This window comes from Rhizobium sp. 32-5/1 (assembly GCF_029537235.1).
Lineage (GTDB): Bacteria > Pseudomonadota > Alphaproteobacteria > Rhizobiales > Rhizobiaceae > Pararhizobium.
Genome location: NZ_CP120638.1, coordinates 1,749,405 through 1,765,563 on the forward strand (window position 1 = coordinate 1,749,405; position 16,159 = coordinate 1,765,563).

General features: G+C 60.7%; 17 protein-coding genes and 4 pseudogenes. 3 read left to right on the top strand and 18 right to left on the bottom strand.

Annotation, left to right across the window (positions count from 1 at the left end):
* Positions 1-38 precede the first annotated feature (38 nt).
* Together P6U16_RS08985 and P6U16_RS08990 are read right to left on the bottom strand one after the other, a co-directional pair.
* Positions 39-925 (bottom strand): annotated as a pseudogene (locus P6U16_RS08985) (sugar phosphate isomerase/epimerase).
* 64 nt (positions 926-989) lie between these two features.
* Positions 990-1,280 carry a hypothetical protein gene (locus P6U16_RS08990; RefSeq protein WP_277703454.1) on the bottom strand — a complete coding sequence of 97 codons (291 nt, stop codon included), beginning with the start codon at positions 1,278-1,280 and terminating at the stop codon, positions 990-992.
* Here P6U16_RS08990 and P6U16_RS08995 point away from each other — a divergent pair.
* Positions 1,267-2,118 (top strand): sugar phosphate isomerase/epimerase, encoded by an 852-nt coding sequence (locus tag P6U16_RS08995; RefSeq protein ID WP_277703455.1) that lies wholly within the window; start codon positions 1,267-1,269, stop codon positions 2,116-2,118. The two genes, P6U16_RS08990 and P6U16_RS08995, sit on opposite strands and share 14 nt — an antisense overlap.
* Positions 2,119-2,239: 121 nt before the next feature.
* On the opposite strand, the pseudogene P6U16_RS09000 reads toward P6U16_RS08995, so the two are convergent.
* The 14 genes and pseudogenes from P6U16_RS09000 to P6U16_RS09065 all read right to left on the bottom strand — a co-directional run bounded on the left by P6U16_RS09000 (position 2,240) and on the right by P6U16_RS09065 (position 13,378).
* Positions 2,240-3,525: pseudogene (locus P6U16_RS09000) on the bottom strand (Zn-dependent hydrolase).
* Positions 3,522-4,280 (bottom strand): BtpA/SgcQ family protein, encoded by a 759-nt coding sequence (locus tag P6U16_RS09005; RefSeq protein ID WP_349017682.1) that lies wholly within the window; start codon positions 4,278-4,280, stop codon positions 3,522-3,524. Before P6U16_RS09005 ends, P6U16_RS09000 begins: the two are co-directional and overlap by 4 nt.
* Before the next feature lie 91 nt (positions 4,281-4,371).
* Positions 4,372-4,548: a hypothetical protein gene (locus P6U16_RS09010; protein WP_277703456.1), complete on the bottom strand. Its 177-nt coding sequence runs from the start codon at positions 4,546-4,548 to the stop codon at positions 4,372-4,374.
* The gene (locus P6U16_RS09015) at positions 4,506-4,814 is read right to left on the bottom strand and encodes a PfkB family carbohydrate kinase (protein WP_277703797.1); all 309 of its coding nucleotides are present in this window, start codon (positions 4,812-4,814) and stop codon (positions 4,506-4,508) included. Before P6U16_RS09015 ends, P6U16_RS09010 begins: the two co-directional genes overlap by 43 nt.
* 116 nt (positions 4,815-4,930) lie before the next feature.
* Positions 4,931-5,284 (bottom strand): annotated as a pseudogene (locus P6U16_RS09020) (PfkB family carbohydrate kinase); the annotation flags it as partial.
* A gap of 3 nt (positions 5,285-5,287) precedes the next feature.
* Complete coding sequence (locus P6U16_RS09025) at positions 5,288-6,058, bottom strand: glutamine amidotransferase (protein WP_277703457.1); 771 nt, start codon at positions 6,056-6,058, stop codon at positions 5,288-5,290.
* 30 nt (positions 6,059-6,088) lie between these two features.
* Positions 6,089-7,177: a phosphotriesterase gene (locus P6U16_RS09030; RefSeq protein ID WP_277703458.1), complete on the bottom strand. Its 1,089-nt coding sequence runs from the start codon at positions 7,175-7,177 to the stop codon at positions 6,089-6,091.
* 2 nt (positions 7,178-7,179) lie between these two features.
* Positions 7,180-8,220 carry an ABC transporter permease gene (locus tag P6U16_RS09035; RefSeq protein WP_277703459.1) on the bottom strand — a complete coding sequence of 347 codons (1,041 nt, stop codon included), beginning with the start codon at positions 8,218-8,220 and terminating at the stop codon, positions 7,180-7,182.
* Complete coding sequence (locus P6U16_RS09040; protein WP_277703460.1) at positions 8,217-9,014, bottom strand: ATP-binding cassette domain-containing protein; 798 nt, start codon at positions 9,012-9,014, stop codon at positions 8,217-8,219. Before P6U16_RS09040 ends, P6U16_RS09035 begins: the two co-directional genes overlap by 4 nt.
* A gap of 189 nt (positions 9,015-9,203) precedes the next feature.
* A complete protein-coding gene (locus P6U16_RS09045) occupies positions 9,204-10,145 on the bottom strand; it encodes a substrate-binding domain-containing protein (protein WP_277703461.1) in 942 nt (313 codons plus the stop codon).
* 127 nt (positions 10,146-10,272) lie between these two features.
* Positions 10,273-10,431: a cupin domain-containing protein gene (locus P6U16_RS09050; protein ID WP_277703462.1), complete on the bottom strand. Its 159-nt coding sequence runs from the start codon at positions 10,429-10,431 to the stop codon at positions 10,273-10,275.
* Positions 10,407-10,892: a helix-turn-helix transcriptional regulator gene (locus P6U16_RS09055; RefSeq protein WP_277703463.1), complete on the bottom strand. Its 486-nt coding sequence runs from the start codon at positions 10,890-10,892 to the stop codon at positions 10,407-10,409. Before P6U16_RS09055 ends, P6U16_RS09050 begins: the two co-directional genes overlap by 25 nt.
* Positions 10,893-11,666: 774 nt before the next feature.
* The gene (locus P6U16_RS09060; RefSeq protein WP_277703464.1) at positions 11,667-12,593 is read right to left on the bottom strand and encodes a carbohydrate kinase; all 927 of its coding nucleotides are present in this window, start codon (positions 12,591-12,593) and stop codon (positions 11,667-11,669) included.
* Between the two features lie 86 nt (positions 12,594-12,679).
* A complete protein-coding gene (locus P6U16_RS09065) occupies positions 12,680-13,378 on the bottom strand; it encodes an orotate phosphoribosyltransferase (RefSeq protein WP_277703465.1) in 699 nt (232 codons plus the stop codon).
* Between the two features lie 168 nt (positions 13,379-13,546).
* Between P6U16_RS09065 and P6U16_RS09070 the strand changes: the two genes are divergently transcribed.
* Complete coding sequence (locus tag P6U16_RS09070) at positions 13,547-13,705, top strand: DUF3096 domain-containing protein (protein WP_277703466.1); 159 nt, start codon at positions 13,547-13,549, stop codon at positions 13,703-13,705.
* 142 nt (positions 13,706-13,847) lie between these two features.
* On the opposite strand, the pseudogene P6U16_RS09075 reads toward P6U16_RS09070, so the two are convergent.
* Positions 13,848-14,390 (bottom strand): annotated as a pseudogene (locus P6U16_RS09075) (glyoxalase superfamily protein); the annotation flags it as partial.
* Between the two features lie 260 nt (positions 14,391-14,650).
* On the opposite strand from P6U16_RS09075, the gene P6U16_RS09080 reads away from it, so the two are divergent.
* Positions 14,651-15,052 carry a hypothetical protein gene (locus P6U16_RS09080; protein ID WP_277703467.1) on the top strand — a complete coding sequence of 134 codons (402 nt, stop codon included), beginning with the start codon at positions 14,651-14,653 and terminating at the stop codon, positions 15,050-15,052.
* Here P6U16_RS09080 and pyrC read toward each other — a convergent pair.
* On the bottom strand, positions 15,006-16,058 hold the full coding sequence (gene pyrC / locus P6U16_RS09085; RefSeq protein WP_277703468.1) for a dihydroorotase: 1,053 nt from the start codon (positions 16,056-16,058) through the stop codon (positions 15,006-15,008). The two genes, P6U16_RS09080 and pyrC, sit on opposite strands and share 47 nt — an antisense overlap.
* Positions 16,059-16,159 lie beyond the last annotated feature (101 nt).

Here is a 16,159-nt window from a genome sequence, read left to right on the forward strand (position 1 = left end):
GCGACCCGCGGGCCGCAGGGTCTTGTGCCTTCCGTTCGTTACCTGATCAGCGGCAGGATCGTTTCGGCGGTGATCCGCATCTGATCGTCGTAGAATTTTTCCGTGAGAAGGCTCGATCCGTGATCCTGGATGAACTTCAGCTGTTCGGGCGGGATATCGACGGGGTTGCGCTCCACCATATCAGGGTACTTGGCAGCCGGCGTACGATCGACAGGAGCGACGAACTCGTTGGTCACAGCCCCGTCATAGCCGATCTCCTTGAGCGTGCCGATGATCCGCGGCCAGTCGAGTTGGCCAAGGCCGGCGGCGAAGCGGTTGTTGTCGGCAACGTGGAAATCGAACAGACGCTTTCCGGCAAGCCGGATCGCGTCATACATATCCTCCTCCTCGATATTCAGGTGGAAGGCATCGAGGCAGACACCACATTCGGGGCTGACGGCATCGGCAAGCGCCAGGGCCTGGGCCGCACGGTTGAAGAAATAGGTTTCGAAACGGTTGAGCGGCTCGACGGCGATGCGCACGCCCTTTTTTGGGCATGGACAAAACACTCCTTGGTAGCCTCCACCACCCACCCCCACTCTTCCTCCTCAGTCCCGTCCGGCACGACCTTGCCGACTGTTGCCGGCACCAGTGTGATGATCTCGCCCTCAAGTTCGCTGACCATGGTGATGACGCTCTTGACGTAGTCCACCGACCGTGCACGCTGACCTTCATCCTTGGCTGCGAGATTGCGCTCGCCGAGCGTCAGCGTGACGGCACCCCAGCAGCGAATGCCGTGTTCGTTGAGCAAGGCGCGCGTCTCCTTGACGTCATATTGCGCCGGCTCGCCTGAAATCTCGATGCTCTCATAGCCGTATTTCTTGATGCGTTTCAGAGTGACGGCGAGCGGCTCCGCCCGCATCCAATTGTGTGTCGAAAGATGCATGAGGTCCTCCCAGACGGTTGTAGCCCACCCGACCGCAAATAAACGACGAGCAATCACCTTATTGTCAGCCCAGCTTGCTGCCTTCGGCAATCTGGTTGGGCCAATTTTCATTGACTAAAGCTCTAGCGCAATTTTTCACCCTCTGCAAGATGCGGGGGAAGATGGCGATATATCCTGCAATGTCGATGTTTAAAAGAAAAATTCCTGTTTCCATCGCGCCTTTCAGGCGAGCGCTCCTGTAAACTGGCTTGACCAGATTTCCATCTTTGGTATGACCAGATGCCACGTTGGGATTGGCCGGGAAACGCCACGCAGTGCCCAAAGGGGCAAAAGGAGGAGCCATGAAGATCGGCATGTGTATGTTTCTCTGGACGACGACTGTCGGGCGGAAGCACGAGAAACTGTTGCGCGACATCAAGAACACGGGGTTTGATGGCGTCGAGATCCCGATCTTTTCGGGCACGGCGGACGACTATCGTCGGCTTGGCGCCCTGCTCGACCGGATCGGCCTGGAGCGGACCGCGGTTTCCGCCATGGGTGATCCCGCGATGAACCTGATCTCCCCCGATGCTGCGGCCCGCCGACGCGGCATCGACTACATGAAATGGGCAATCGACTGCAGCGAAGCGCTCGGCGCAGCGACGCTGAGCGGGCCGCTGCATTCGACACTCGGCCAGTTCTCCGGACGTGGCCCGACCGTTGCGGAATTCAAGCGTTCGGTCTCCTCGCAGCGGGCGATCGGCGATCATGCCGCAAGGCGCGGCGTCACGATCGGGCTCGAGGCGCTGAACCGTTTCGAATGCTACCTGCTCAACACGATGGACGCTCTTGCCGCGCATATCGACGCGGTCGGGCATCCTAACATCCGCGCCATGTACGACACGTTCCACAGCAATATCGAGGAGGCAGATCCCATCGGCGCCTTCACGCGAAACAGGGATCGCATCGTCCATGTCCACATTTCGGAGAACGACCGCGGCGTGCCGGGGCGTGGCAACATCCCCTGGGCGGAAACGTTCAAGGCGCTGCAGGCGAGCGGCTATGACGGATGGCTGACGATCGAGGCCTTCGGCCGCGCGCTCAAGGAACTTGCCGCCGCAACAAAGGTCTGGCGAGACTTTTCCGAGACCCCGGAAGCGGTCTATCGCGAAGGCTATCGCCATATCCGCGATGGATGGGACGCGGCAGGATGAACGCTATCTGCCCGTTTTGCCTTCATCCTACAAACGATAGCCATCCAGACTTTATAGACCTCGGCGCCCATAACCTCCCTTGACCCGCAGATCGGGGGTTCGGACCTTTTATCCGCCTTCGTCATCGCCCTTCGGTATTGGGTCGATTTGGCTTGTTCATGGCCAAGATAGCCAGAACTGCCAAAGTGGATTGAAACAACATCTGCGCTCCAGCGACGCTGTGTCCGGGCTCGACATGTTCCGCTTCATTGTGGCTGAGGCCACCCCTGCAAGGCACGAAAATCATCGCGGCCGGCGCCACCCGCGCAATGTAGAGTGCGTCGTGAAATGCGCCTGACACCATCGGCTTGAAGCGCAGCCCAAGCTCACGTGCCGCCTGTTCGATGCTGTCAACGACGATGCCTGAAAACGAGGCAGGGGGCATATCGAATGTGCGGCGAAGATCGACCTCGCACCCCTGCACGGAAACTGACGCCTGAAATGCGGACAGGACCGTGGCTTCCATGGCATTCAGGTGATCGGTCTGGGGATGACGCAGATCGATCGTCAGGTTGACGGAACCCGGAATGGCATTGATCGAGCCGGGATAGGCCGCAATCCGTCCCACCGTGAGGCGCGCGTTTTCATCCCCCGGCATGATTGTATTGTAAAGCGTATGCAGAGCCGAGGTGACGGCCACCATGGGATCCCGACGAAAGGCCAGCTGGGTGGTGCCGGCATGCGCCGCCTGCCCCGTCACCGTGACCTCAAGCCAGCGCGTCCCCTGTACACCGGTCACGATGCCGATCGGGATATTTTCCTTTTCGAGCGCTGGGCCCTGTTCGATGTGCAGTTCGAGATAGCCCAGGATCGGAAAGCCGAGCGTCCGCCGCTCCGCAACAGGTAGTGCCGCCAGCGTGGCCGCCAGCGCATCCTTAAACGCCATACCATCTGTCGCGCGCAGCCCCAGCCACTCGTCCGGAGTGCTTCCGAGCGAAAACGCCATGGAGCCCATGGTTCCCGGCGCAAACCGGCTGCCTTCCTCATTGGTCCAGGCAACCACTTCGATCGGGGCATCCGTCTCGATGCCTGCGTCTTCCAACGTTTCCAGAACCTCGAAGGCGGCCAGCGTTCCCAGAGCACCGTCGTATCGTCCACCCGTCGGCTGACTGTCGAGATGGCTGCCGATCAGGAAGGGCGGGCTGTCCGCGTTTTCCCCTGGCGCCGGATAAACAAGTTGGCCATCTCATCCTGAAACACGGCAAAGCCACGTTCGATCGCGAGGTCGGCCAGAAGTGCACGGGCATTGCGGTCCTCGGTCGACAGAGCCTGCCTGTTGACACCACCCGCCAGCGTGGCACCGATCGCCGCGAAATCGTCGAGCCGCTTCAGGAGCCGTTCGCCGTTGACCTTTGCGCGTGGCGTCATGCTCTAAGCCCGGCGATAAAGGCCGTGACGCGTGCCTTTTCAACCTTGTTCCACCAGACACCGTCATACTTCAACGAACTAGCAACGATGACGCCGTCAACGATGTCGAGAATATCGCGCGCATTGTCCGGCGTGACGCCGCTGCCGACCAGCGTCGGAAGGCCAGCCGCTTCCTTGATCATGCGGATGTAGCCGAGATCGGCGGCATGGCCGGTGCGCTGCCCGGTGGCGATGATCGCATCGGCATCGAAGAAGACGAGATCCTTGACCTGCTCCTCGACCGGACGGTCGGCAACGATTGCATGCGCCCCGTGCTTCACATGGGCGTCCGCGAAAATCTTGATGCCGTTGGCCCGCAGTTTCGCACGGTAGCGCATGGCACGGGCCGCCTCGCCCTCGATGAAGCCTTCATTGGCGACATAGGCATTTGCCCACTGGTTGACGCGCACGAAGCCGGCGCCTGCGGCACTGGCAATGGCAAGGGCGGGGATGGCGGCATTGGCGAGCACGTTGATGCCGATCGGGCGGCCGAGTTCGCGGCGGATGCGGTCGGAGACGACGGACATATAGGCAGCCGTTTCAGGGCCGATATCGTCAGGCTTAGAGAACGGGATGTCACCATGGTTCTCGATGATCACACCATCGCAACCGCCTTCGAGATAGGCACGGGCATCATCCAGTCCCTGTTGGTAGACATCCTCGACAGCCTCTCCGTTGTAGCGCGGGGCGCCGGGCAGAGGGGCCAGATGCACCACGCCGATAACAGCCTTGCTGCGGCCGAAGAGGAGGTGATCGCATCGCCGGCAGCATCGACGGCATTGGGACCAATCGGTTTCGAGGACTGTGTCATGCGCGTTCCGTTTCTGAATGTTTGATGAGACTTGATATGTCTTCGACCGTAGGACACGAGGCGAGCGTGCCCATCCTTGTGACCGCCAGCGCCGATGCCACGACTGCAACGCGGAGCGCCGCCTCCGGCATCATTCCCTGGGCAAAGCATCCGGCAAAGACGCCGCACAACACATCACCCGCCCCGCTGGTATCGACGGCGGCAACGTGCGGTGCCGGGATATACTGGGTTCGGCACAGCCGCTGCCAAGAAGCAGGCAGCCGCGCGGCCCCAGTGTGACGATCACGCAGCCTGCGCCAAGATCCCTGACCCTCGCGGCGGCGTCTGCCGGCTGCCGCGTGCCGGAGATGGCCTGCGCCTCGCCTTCATTGACGATGACGAAGTCCACATTGTTGAGTTGCGGCTGAACACCCGAAGCCAAAGGGCTGGCGTTGAAAATGGTCGTGACACCTTTTTCCCGCGCGACGCGTAGGCAGGCGTCGGTTGCCGCAGATGCAAGGTTTCCTGCATCACCAGCACGTCGCCCGGCTGGATCGTGTCAGCGAGATCAGTCTGCGCCAGCGGATCGAAGGCCAAGGCGCAGGAGACGCCGCTGAGGATGATGTTCTCGCCCGTCGCATCGACAGCAACAGTCGATCGGTCGGTCGGCAGATCGAACATCGTCAATCGGACGGTATCGATTTCGCCGGCCAGGGCATCACGGATCCAGTCGCCATTGGCGTCCCGGCCGATGGCCGTCCAGAGGGCAACAGGCACCCCCGTTCGGCTCGCCGCGACCGCCTGATTGGCGCCCTTGCCGCCCAGGCCGTCGGCATGGCTCATCGCATTCCGCGTTTCGCCCGCTTGCGGCAGGCGGTCGAGACAGAAGGTGGTATCGATGCAGACATTGCCGACGATATGGACGCGCATGGCTCAGGCTTTCACGGTCGCCCAGGCAAGCATCTGTTCGAACAGCGTTTTGTAACCCGGCCACGCGATGAAGCTCGACGGCAGCCAATGGGGACCGACATCGGACGTCCAGGCGACCGTGCGGCCCTTGCCATAGGTTCCGGTCACCAGCAGCGGCTGCGACCCATACTCCGTCGAGACCGTCGCCAGAACCTCCGAGCCGTCCTTGACCGTTACCTCGTTGTAGCCGAGCAGGATCGGCCAGTCGGTGCCGAGCCCCTTGAGGATCGGATGGCTCGCATCGCCGGTGACGACGGGCGCGAAGCCTTCCGGCACTTCGACACGGTCATCATAGGCAAGGCAGGAGACAGGCAGGACCTCTTCGACCGGCGTCTTGCGATAGCGCGCACCGCCATTGATGCCCTGGAAGCTGTAGTAGCCACCAAACATCAAGAGCGCGCCACCATTCTGAACATACTCGCGCAACAGCCGAAGGCGGTTCGGCGTCGTCTTGGAGTGGATCCAGGTATCGGGATGCAGCAGCAGCGTGTTTGCGCCGATATCCGACAGGATGATCGCGTCATAGGCCGACAGGGCTTCCAGCGATTGCGGAAAATCGCGCTGCGCCTCGTGCGCCGGCATGAACTGCACGTCGAAGGGGCTGTCCTTCAGCGCGGCGAGAAGCTCGTCGGCACCGGTGTGGTAGGTGACCGTCGGGAACTGGTCGAAGCCTTTGATATGGGTGGCCGTAGATACCCAGGATTCGCCGGCGAGAAGAACTTTGGACTTGGACATGGAAACTCCTTGGACGTGTAGGTCAGCGTTTCAGATCACGCTGGAGAAAACGGTTTTCGGATTGTCGATCAACATCCGGTCGATCGCCACCTGGTCGACGCCGTGACGCTTCAGGCGCGGCAGGAAATGCTTCAGGATGAAGCCATAGCCGAAGCCGCCGTAGCGGGTCAGCATGATTTTCAGGAACACGTCCTGCGACAGCAGGATACGGTCGGCAAAGCCCATGTCGATCAGCGAGCGGATGGCGCGGGCATTCTGCTCGTCGGAGGGCGACTGCGCATCCTGATCGGCATAATAGAAATCCATGCCGATCATGTCGTATTCGAGGAAAGCGCCACGCTTTGCCAGCGCCTTCTGGTAGGGCAGATCGTCATGGCTGGGGTTCATGTGGCAAAGCACGGTATGGCGGAGATCAGCGCCCTCCTCTTCCACGATGTCGAGCACATCGTGCGCCAGCCGTTCCCAGCCGGGCAGATGGATGGAGAGCGGCACGCCGGTGATCTTCGAGGCCCGTGCGGCACCCCGTAGCGACTTGCGTTCTTCTGACGTGAAATCCTTGCTGACGCCGATCTCGCCGATGATGCCGGCCATGACCTCGGGCTGGGTCGCGCCGCCGCCGACATCGTTGACGATGAACTGCGTGACGGCATCCACATCCATCGCCTTCAGCCAGTCCGGATGGCTGAATTCGAGATAGAAGCCGGTGCCCATGACGATCTTCAGGCCCGACATCTTGGCAATGCGGGCGAGCTTGGCCGGTTCGCGGCCGATGCCGATATTGGTCGTGTCGACAACCGTATGGCCACCCAGCGCCTGAAACCGCTTCAGTTCCGAGAGCGCCAGATCGCTGTCGTCGAGCGAAACGTTGTCGCGGTTCATATAGGGGTTCATCCGCAATTCGCCGATGATCTCCATGCTGACCTTCTGCTCGCCGATCGCCTGCGCCTCCGGGTGGCACGGGCAGCGCCAGGATTTGGCGCCATCGAGCAGGATATGCTCGTGCATCAGCGTGATGCCCATATCGGCGACCGGCACGGGACCGAGAACCGTCATCACCGTTCCCGATGTGACGCCGATCTCCGCCCGCTCTCTCGGCGGTTTATCGAACAGATGATCCATACCTACTTGCCCCTAACCGCGCCACGGAACAGGCGGAAGTTGAGCCAGACGGCAATCAGGATGATCGTGCCGGTGACGATCGGGGTAAGGAACGGCGACATATGGGCGAGGATCAGGCCGTTGGCGATGACGGCAACGGTGAGCGCACCGAGCACAGTGCCAACGATGGTGCCACGCCCGCCAAAGAGGCTGGTGCCGCCAAGCACGACGGCGGCGATGACTTCAAGCTCGAAGCCCTGGCCGGCATTGGACGAGCCGGAACCCAGACGGGCGGTGACGATGATGCCGGCAAGGGCCGCCGCGGTGCTGGAGAGGATATAGACGAACATCGTCGTGAAGCGCGTGTCGATGCCGGCACGGCGCACGGCCTCGGCATTGGCGCCAATGCCGGTGACATAGCGGCCGAAGGGCGTTTCATTGAAGACGACATAGGCGATCAACAGCACGGAAAGCGCGATCCAGGCAGGCACCGGAACGCCCAGGAACCAGGATCGGCCGATGACGGTAAAGACACTCGCGGGATCGACGGGGATCGAGTAGCCACCGGTGATCAACAGCGCCAGCCCGCGGATGACCGAGAGGCCGGCCAGCGTGACGATGAAGGCCGGAATGCGCTCATAGGCGATGAAGAAGCCGTGGATCGCGCCGATGATGGCGCCCAGAAGCAGCATCACCAGAATGACCAGCGGCCATGCGAGCCCGGCCTGCAGTGCCGTTGCCGACAAGGTTGCAACCAGCGCCAGCACCGAGCCGACGGACAGATCGATGCCACCGGTGGTGATGACGAAGGTCATGGCGGCAGCAACGATCAGAAGCGGCGCCGACTGGCGGATGATGTTGAGCAGGTTGGGCGCCGTCAGGAAGGCATCGGTGATGACCGAGAACACGACGCAGACGACGATGAAGAACAGGGCGATGGAGACGACGCTGCCATTGGCCAAAAGCTTGTCCCACAGCGTTGCCTTGCGCAGGCGGGACGGCGAGACGTGCGATCCGGCATGTCCGGTCTGGGTTGCTCCGGTTTGGGGAGGAGACAGGCTCATGCGGACACTCCGGTTTCATTGCCGTGCCGGGCAGAGCGGGCGGAAAACTTGCGCCCGACGATGAGATTGACGACTTCCTCGATACTGGTTTCGCCGATCAGCCGTTCGGCGACATTGCGCCCTTCATACATGACCTGGATTCGATCGCAGACGAGGAACAGATCCTGCAGGCGGTGAGTGATGAGAATGACGCTGACGCCGCGGGCGCTGACAGTGCGGATGAGTTCCAGCACGGCCTCGACCTCGGCCACGGCAAGCGCGGCGGTGGGCTCGTCCATGATGAGCACCTTGGGCTCGAAGGAGGCGGCGCGACCAATGGCGATCGACTGGCGCTGGCCGCCCGACAGGTTTTCGACCTTGAGCCGCGTATCGGCAATGACGATGCCGAGGCGATCGAGCATGTCGCGCGTCAGGCCGTGCATCTTCTTCTTGTCGAGAAAAGGCACGCCCAGAACATGGCGGCGCGGTTCGCGGCCGAGAAACAGATTGCCGGCGACATCCACTGTGTCGCAGAGCGAAAGGTCCTGATAGACCATCTCGACATGGGCGGCGCGGGCATCGGCGGGCGAGGAAAAGGAAACGGCTTTGCCATCGATTTCGATGGTGCCGCTGTCGGGAATGACGGCGCCGGACAATACCTTGCTTAGCGTCGATTTGCCGGCGCCATTATCTCCGACCAGCCCCAGCACTTCGCCGGGCTTGAGGGTCAGCGAGACATTGTCCAGCGTCTGGATGGGATTGTAGCGTTTCGAAATACCGGTCATCCGGACACGGTATGTTTCGCCGTCGGTCATGGTGGCTTTCCTGTTCGTGCATGTTCAAAAGCTGCCGCATGTTTTGCGGCCCGACAGTCCCTCACTCTAACTCTGTCAACACGGAGAGGGAATGACGGAGCGTGCCGCGAAATCCTTCTCCCCGCGCCGCACGCGGGGAGAAGGTGGCCGATAGCAAGAGGGAGGGGGCCTCGGCCGAAAACGCGTGCCTTACTTGAACATGTCCTTGAACTCGGCAACATTGTCCTTGGTGACGATCGTCACGGGAACGTTGATGATCGGCTCGATGGTTTCGCCCTTCTTCAGCTTGACCAGCGCTTCGACGGCAGCCTTGCCTTCGCCAGCCGGATCCTGCTGGACGACGGCGGTGACCCAGCCCTCTTCGATGCCCTTGACGGCCTGCGCCGTCAGGTCCCAGCCGAAGATCTTGACGTCCTTCTGGCGGCCCTGGCTTTCGACGGCCGAGACGGCGCCGATCAGCTGCGGTTCGCCGGTGGCGTAGATCGTCGTCATATCAGGGTTGGCAGTCATCAGGTTCTCGGCGGCACCGAGCGCGATGTCCTGCTGGTTTTGGCCATCGACCGTGTCGAGGAAGGTGACAGCTTGGCCGCCTTCAGTCACGGCCTTCTTGAAGCCGTCAAGCCGCTGGTTCTGGATGAAGGAATTGAGCGCGCCGACAATGCCCGTCTTGGCTGTGCCGCCCATGTCTGATTTCACGTAGTCGGAAAAGAACTTGCCGATGTCTTCGCCGGCCTTGGCGTTGTCGACGCCGATGAAGGCGATATTGTCGCCTTCCGGGATCTGCGCATCGATGGCGATGACCGGGATGCCGGCTGTCTTGGCCGCCGTGATCGCCGGCTTCACGCCGTTGACATCGATGGCGACCAGAATGATGCCGTCGACCTTCTGGGTGATGTAGTTTTCGATCGCGTCGTTCTGCGCAGCAGGCACGTTGTTGGCGTTGAAGATCACCAGCTTGGCACCGGCAGCGTCCGCCGCCTTCTGGGCTCCGTCATTGATCTGGTTGAAGAACAGAGCCTGCTGGTTGATGGTGACGAGCGCAAATGTGTCTGCGCTGGCGGATGCGACACTGACAGCCAGCGTCATGACGACGGCTGCGGTGCTGCGGATCAGAAGTCTGGAAAGGCGCATTCGGGTTCCCCTTGTTTTCGGAAAGGCCCGTAGCCGGGCTCATCAAGCGCGTGAGCGCCCGATCATAATTCAAGAGACTTGAATTTTTGTCAAGTCTCTTGAATTAAACTTTCCGAGGGAATTTGGTTCAGAAGGTTGCCGGCGTGTTGACCCAGAAAATGCTGGCGCGCTCTTGGCCCACGTTGCGATAATGATGCGGGAGTTCGGAATTGAAAACGAAGGCGTCGCCTGCCGAAAGCGTAAAGCTTTTCGTATCGACAATCAGCTCGATCTCGCCGGCCAGCACATAACCGACCTCTTCCCCGGCATGCTGGATCGGACCGGCACTTTCGCCCTTTTCCTCGATATGATGGATATTGCACTGGAGCAGGTGGCCGGCCGAATAGGGGATGATCCGCTCCAGCGAAATTCCTCGCCACGCCGCAAGGGATCAAGCGCAATCAGCGGCCGCGTTCCAGCCCGGAAAATGATGCCTTCTTCCCCATCGGATTCCTCGAACATCCAGCCGATATTCGTATCGAGCGCGCCGACCAGGCGGTGCAGCATGGGCAAAGACGGTGACGCCTTGCCGTTTTCGATTTTCGACAACAGGCTTTCGGAGCAATGGGCGGCATCGGCAAGCGCCTTCAGGGTCATGCCCCGCGTCTGGCGCGCCAGCCGCAGGCGTATGCCGAGCCGAGCAGGATTGGCCGCCTGCCCATCATCGTCTTCGGGAATTGCGATCTTCAAACCTAACCCGTTATTCATTCGGTTCTTGTCTTCTATTGTGTGGAGCGAGGCGCTCGGATGTTTTGCACGACAGCAGTCCGCTTATTTGGCCAACCGTGTTCAATTCACAACTACCACCGACCTTTCACCCGGATCAAGTCACTTGAATTTCACCGCCGCAGATTTAACCGTGCCGGGACTGTTGCCTTTCATACACCCCAACGCCCGACAGCCACGCCCGGAAAACTCCGCCGTGGGTTTGGTCCTTGCAAACTCGGCCGGGGCGCTTCGAAGTGCCGGGACAAAGTATAAGTAAATGACGCTTCGCAGCGCCCCGTTCGGTGTGCGTCGGCGGACAACTCCGATTTCTCTGCGGGGATGGCGGCACCTTTTTTCGGTACAGGGCGACGCTGACGACATTCGCCGCGCCGCGAAAGACGTGCCTTTCGACACATCAGTCGCCGCTCCTCATGTGTGCCTCACAGGCACGCCCCGCCCTGTTTCAGGCGAGAGGGAAACCATTTTCTGTTCGCCCACCGGGCAAGGGCTTACGTCTGTCCCAAACCCGGCACCGGCCCCACCTCGCCACGACGCCTCGTGGTGTATCCGATGGCGGAACGGGAGCATGATGGCACAGGTGCAAGGGGCGGGGATAAAGGGGATGGATTTTTGTGTTTGCTGGCAGTTTCAAGCTCGGCTGCTTTGCGAGACCAGACAATCCTTGGGCGCCATGAGCCATGACCGGCATAACGAGGGAGGCTGCCCTCAAGCAACCCCGACCTGTCCCGTTTGATCCGAATCCTCTCTCACCCCTTACAACCCGATCTCATACCCCCAGGGTGGGTTCGCGCCTGCGCGCGACACCGTCACCGCCGCAGCTTTTGCGCCAAGCGTCAGCGCATCACGCACCGCGTCTTCGCTGAGCGTTGCGACCTGCGCCTTGGTCAAGAGGTTGTTCATCTTCAGCGAGGCGAGGATGCCGGCGTCGAAGGTGTCGCCGGCGCCGACGGTATCGACGACGGTGACTTTTTCACCTGATACTGAGACCTTGCCGCGGGTCGTATAGCCATCGGCTCCATCCGCACCCTTGGTGATGACGACGAGTTTGGGGCCGCGGGTCAGCCATTTGGCGACCAGTTCCTCATGGCTGCCTTCCTCGCCGAACCAGTCGAGATCCTCGTCGGAGAACTTGACGATATCGGACATGGCGGCCATGCGCAGCATGCGGGCCTTGTGGGCGCCGGCATCCTTGATGAAGCCGGGGCGGATGTTTGGATCGAAGGAAATTACGCGCTTTTCATGTTCGCGGGTCATCAGTGCTTCGTAAGTGGAGCCGCACGGTTCGGGGATCAGGCTGATGGCGCCGAAATGCAGCGCCTCACAGAAATCGCCGAGTGCCGGCAGGTCTGCCTGCGTAATCATCCGGCCCGCCGTGTTCTCGTCGAAGAAGGCATAGGTCGCCGAGCCGTTGACCAGCTTGACGAAGGCGAGCGTGGTGTGGAGCGACAGCGTCGCGCAGGGGGCGAAATCGACATTGCTGGATTTCAGCGTTTCGCGCAGCACATCGCCGAACATGTCGTCGGAGAGGCCGGTGAAGAAGCCCGTGGGTATGCCGAGCCGTCCGAGCGCGATGGCGGTATTGAAGATGGCGCCACCGGCATAGGGGGCAAAGGCCGTTTCTCCTGATGTCGTCTGGCGCGGCAGCATGTCGATCAGGGCTTCCCCACAGCAGATGATCATGATGGCTCTCTCCCCTTCAAAGACTTTATTTCAATCGATTTAAACAACTTTCGACGGAATTTCCAGCAGCGTTTTCAGGCGGGCCTTCAGGAACTGGCGAGAACGCTGACGCCGCCATTGCGGCCGGACCATTCGAGCGGTGCATTGAGGAAGGCCTCGACCTCGAACAGCGTTTTTTCGTCGAACAGTTTCTGCTCTTTTGCCACCGCCAGAACATCGCGCCAGGTGGCGATATTCAGGAGCGTCACGCCCTTGTCCTTCATCTGGCCGCGCGCTTCCGGGAAGATGTCGTAATAGAAAAGCGCGATGCCGTGATCGACCACGCCGCCGGCGGCGCGGATCGCATCGATGAATTTGAACATCGAGCCGCCGGCCGTCGTCAGATCCTCGATGACGAGAACACGCGCGCCATCTGCCATATGACCTTCGATCTGGGCGTTGCGGCCGTGGCCCTTCGGCGCCTTGCGCACATAGATCATCGGCAGGGCCAGCCGCTCGGCCAGCATGGCGGCAAAGGGAATGCCCGCCGTCTCGCCGCCGGCAATCACGTCGAACTGCTCGAAGCCAGCTTCGCGAAGAACCGTGGCGGCGGCAAAATCCATGACCGCGGAGCGGATACGCGGATAGGAAATCAGCTTGCGGCAATCGATATAGACCGGGCTCGCCATGCCCGAGGCCAGCTTGTAGGGCTTGTCCGCACTGAAATGCACCGCCTTGATTTCCCAGAGCATCTTGGCTGTCAATTCGGCCATGACTGCAGGTTCTGTAAAAGGTGTCTGGATCATTTCGGCTCCTGTCGGGTTACGGCATCCGAGAGCCGCCAATAGCAGCAAGAGGGTCGGCTGGCCAGCGTGGCAGACACAAATTCTGAAGGAGCATGCGACTGGCGAAAGTGGACAAGATTTAACCGGGCACTATCTTCAAACGATCATTGAGAAGTAAAAGGAACGTCAATGCCGACGATTATCGCCATACAGCCGCTCGTCGCCCTCATTGCCGGGATTCTGATCCTGGTCATGCCGCGGCTGCTCAATTACGTCATCGCCATCTATCTGATCTTTATCGGCGTGACTGGCCTGTGGCCGCAGCTTCTGAGCGGCGTGGCACCTTAGAGCGTCGTTCGTCTGCGGTTAGACCACGTCCCAGACCAGCAGGAACATCGAACTTGCCGGAGGACACCTTATCTGCCCGGCGGCCATCTTCTCCCCGATGGGGAGAAGATGGCTTCGCGTCAATCCGCCTGATTCTCCCCTGCTGCTGGCAAAACGTGATGCGGTTGCTGAAGGGGTCGGTGACGGCGACCTCCAGGCCCCAGGGCGCCTTGTTCACGCCGGGCTTCATGTAGCGATAGTCCTTGGCCGCCAGTTCGGCCTGCAGCGCAACTGCATCGGCGATCCGCACGAAGGCGCGGGCGCCGGGGCTGGCGTCGCCGGCATGTTCGCTCAGATGCAGGATCATGTCTTCGCGCGAGACCTGGCAATAGAGCGGGAAATTATCGCCGAAGCGGTGTTCCCAATCGAGCGTGAAGCCGAGAAAGCCGCAATAGAACTCCATGGCCTTGTCGACATCGAAGATGCGGAAGATCGGGATGGATGGCTGTATGCCGACGGCACCTTCCGGCTTTTCGGGCGCCTTTTCCGCGCCATCAATACGCGCCGAGAGAATATTCCATTGTTCGCAGCCGAACTGGTCGGCGACGATTTCCAGGGCTTCACTGTGGGAAAGTGGCGTGTTGCGGTCGGCAAAGGCCTGTTTCAGGACTTTTGCCATAAGCTTGGCATCGCGAAAATCGCGCATTCTTCATCCTCCGGATGGCGACGAACAGGACGATCAGTGCCCGCTTTGCTGACCCGTTCGTCCCCGCCGCCAAATGGCCAAGGATGAGACTGGTTTATCGAGGATGTATTCACCATGGGCGCCTTCGCGCTGCGGGACGGCTGGCCACATCCGGCCACGCCGAGAAATAGACCAAGGTTGTATCGCAATCAAGCTCACTTATTTCAGAGATCAGTCCCGAAGCAGCACCTTGCATCCTCGTTCGGCAAGGATATTCTGAGATGATGACAATCTCTCCGTGCCCGGTCTATGTATTCAGAAGCGAAGGCTTCGCGCCGGCCGGAGATACGGTCGTCAGTGTCGCGCCGCTGGATTTTGTTTCTTCCGTTTACGGAAGGAACGGTCTTGCCGGCGAAGAGGGCCTCGCAGCTGTTTTTGGCGGCGGCGCGGTTTTTAAGAACCACGCATCGGGTGAAAGGTTTGTCGGCGTCTGGGGCGCCCGTAACGCTTCCCGTTTTCGCAGCACGCTGCGGGTCTATTTTCAGATCACCATCCACAAGCATCCACCGGACGCCCGGCTTTCAGTTTGGTCGACGAAGAGGGAACGTCCAAAAGGGACAAACGCGTCTGACGACCTCAGACAACATCCCAATGCAGCGGGAACATCGGATCGAAAACCGTAACCGGACCGGCATCGGTTTCGATCTTGTCCGGGAAGGTCACAGGCTCAGCCGCTTTCCGCAATGTGATCGTCTCCTCATTCACCGGCAGGCCATACCAGGCGGGACCGTTGAGCGAAGTAAAGGCCTCCAGCCTGTCGAGCGCATTTTCCTGCTCGAACACATGGGCAAGGCAACTCATCGTGTTGATCGAGGTGTAGATGCCGGCGCAGCCGCAGGCACATTCCTTCAAGGGATCGACATGCGGGGCTGAATCGGTGCCGAGGAAGAACCTCTTGTCGCCGGAGGTGGCGGCGGCGCGCAGCGCCAGACGGTGCAGCTCGCGCTTGGCGACCGGCAGGCAATAATAATGCGGCTTGATGCCGCCGACGAGGATGGCGTTGCGGTTGATGATCAGGTGATGGGTGGTGATCGAGCCGGCGAGATTGGCCTTCGACGCCTTGATATAGTCGATGCCGTCCTTCGTCGTGACGTGCTCCATCGTTACCTTCAGCTCCGGCAGACGTTTGCGCAACGGATCGAGCACGGTTTCGATGAACACGGCCTCGCGGTCGAAAATATCGACCTCCGGCGTCGTGACCTCGCCATGCACGCAGAGCGGCAGGCCGATCTTCGCCATGCGCTCCAGCACAGGCATGGCATTTTCGAAATTGCGCACGCCGCCATGGGAATTGGTGGTGGCGCCGGCCGGATAGAGTTTCACCGCCTTGATCAGCCCGCTGGCATGACCTTCCTCAACATCGTCGGGATTGGTGCCTTCGGTCAGATAGAGCGTCATCAGCGGTTCGAAACGGTCCCCGGCCGCAAGGGCGGCCAGGATGCGCGCGCGATAGGCCGTCGCATCGGCGGTCGTTACAACAGGCGGTACGAGGTTTGGCATGATGATTGCGCGGGCGAAGTGGCGGCTGGTATCGCCGATCACGCCTTTCAGCATCTCGCCATCGCGCAGGTGCAGATGCCAGTCGTCTGGGCGGCGGATCTTAAATTCGGTGACCGGCTGTGGGCTCATGCTGATGTCTCCAGACGCAAGCGTTATGCGCATGGTTGAAGCCTGCGCTGACCGGAGGTTCCGATAGCATCAATCGGCCAGCGGAAACAATGGAGGATCGG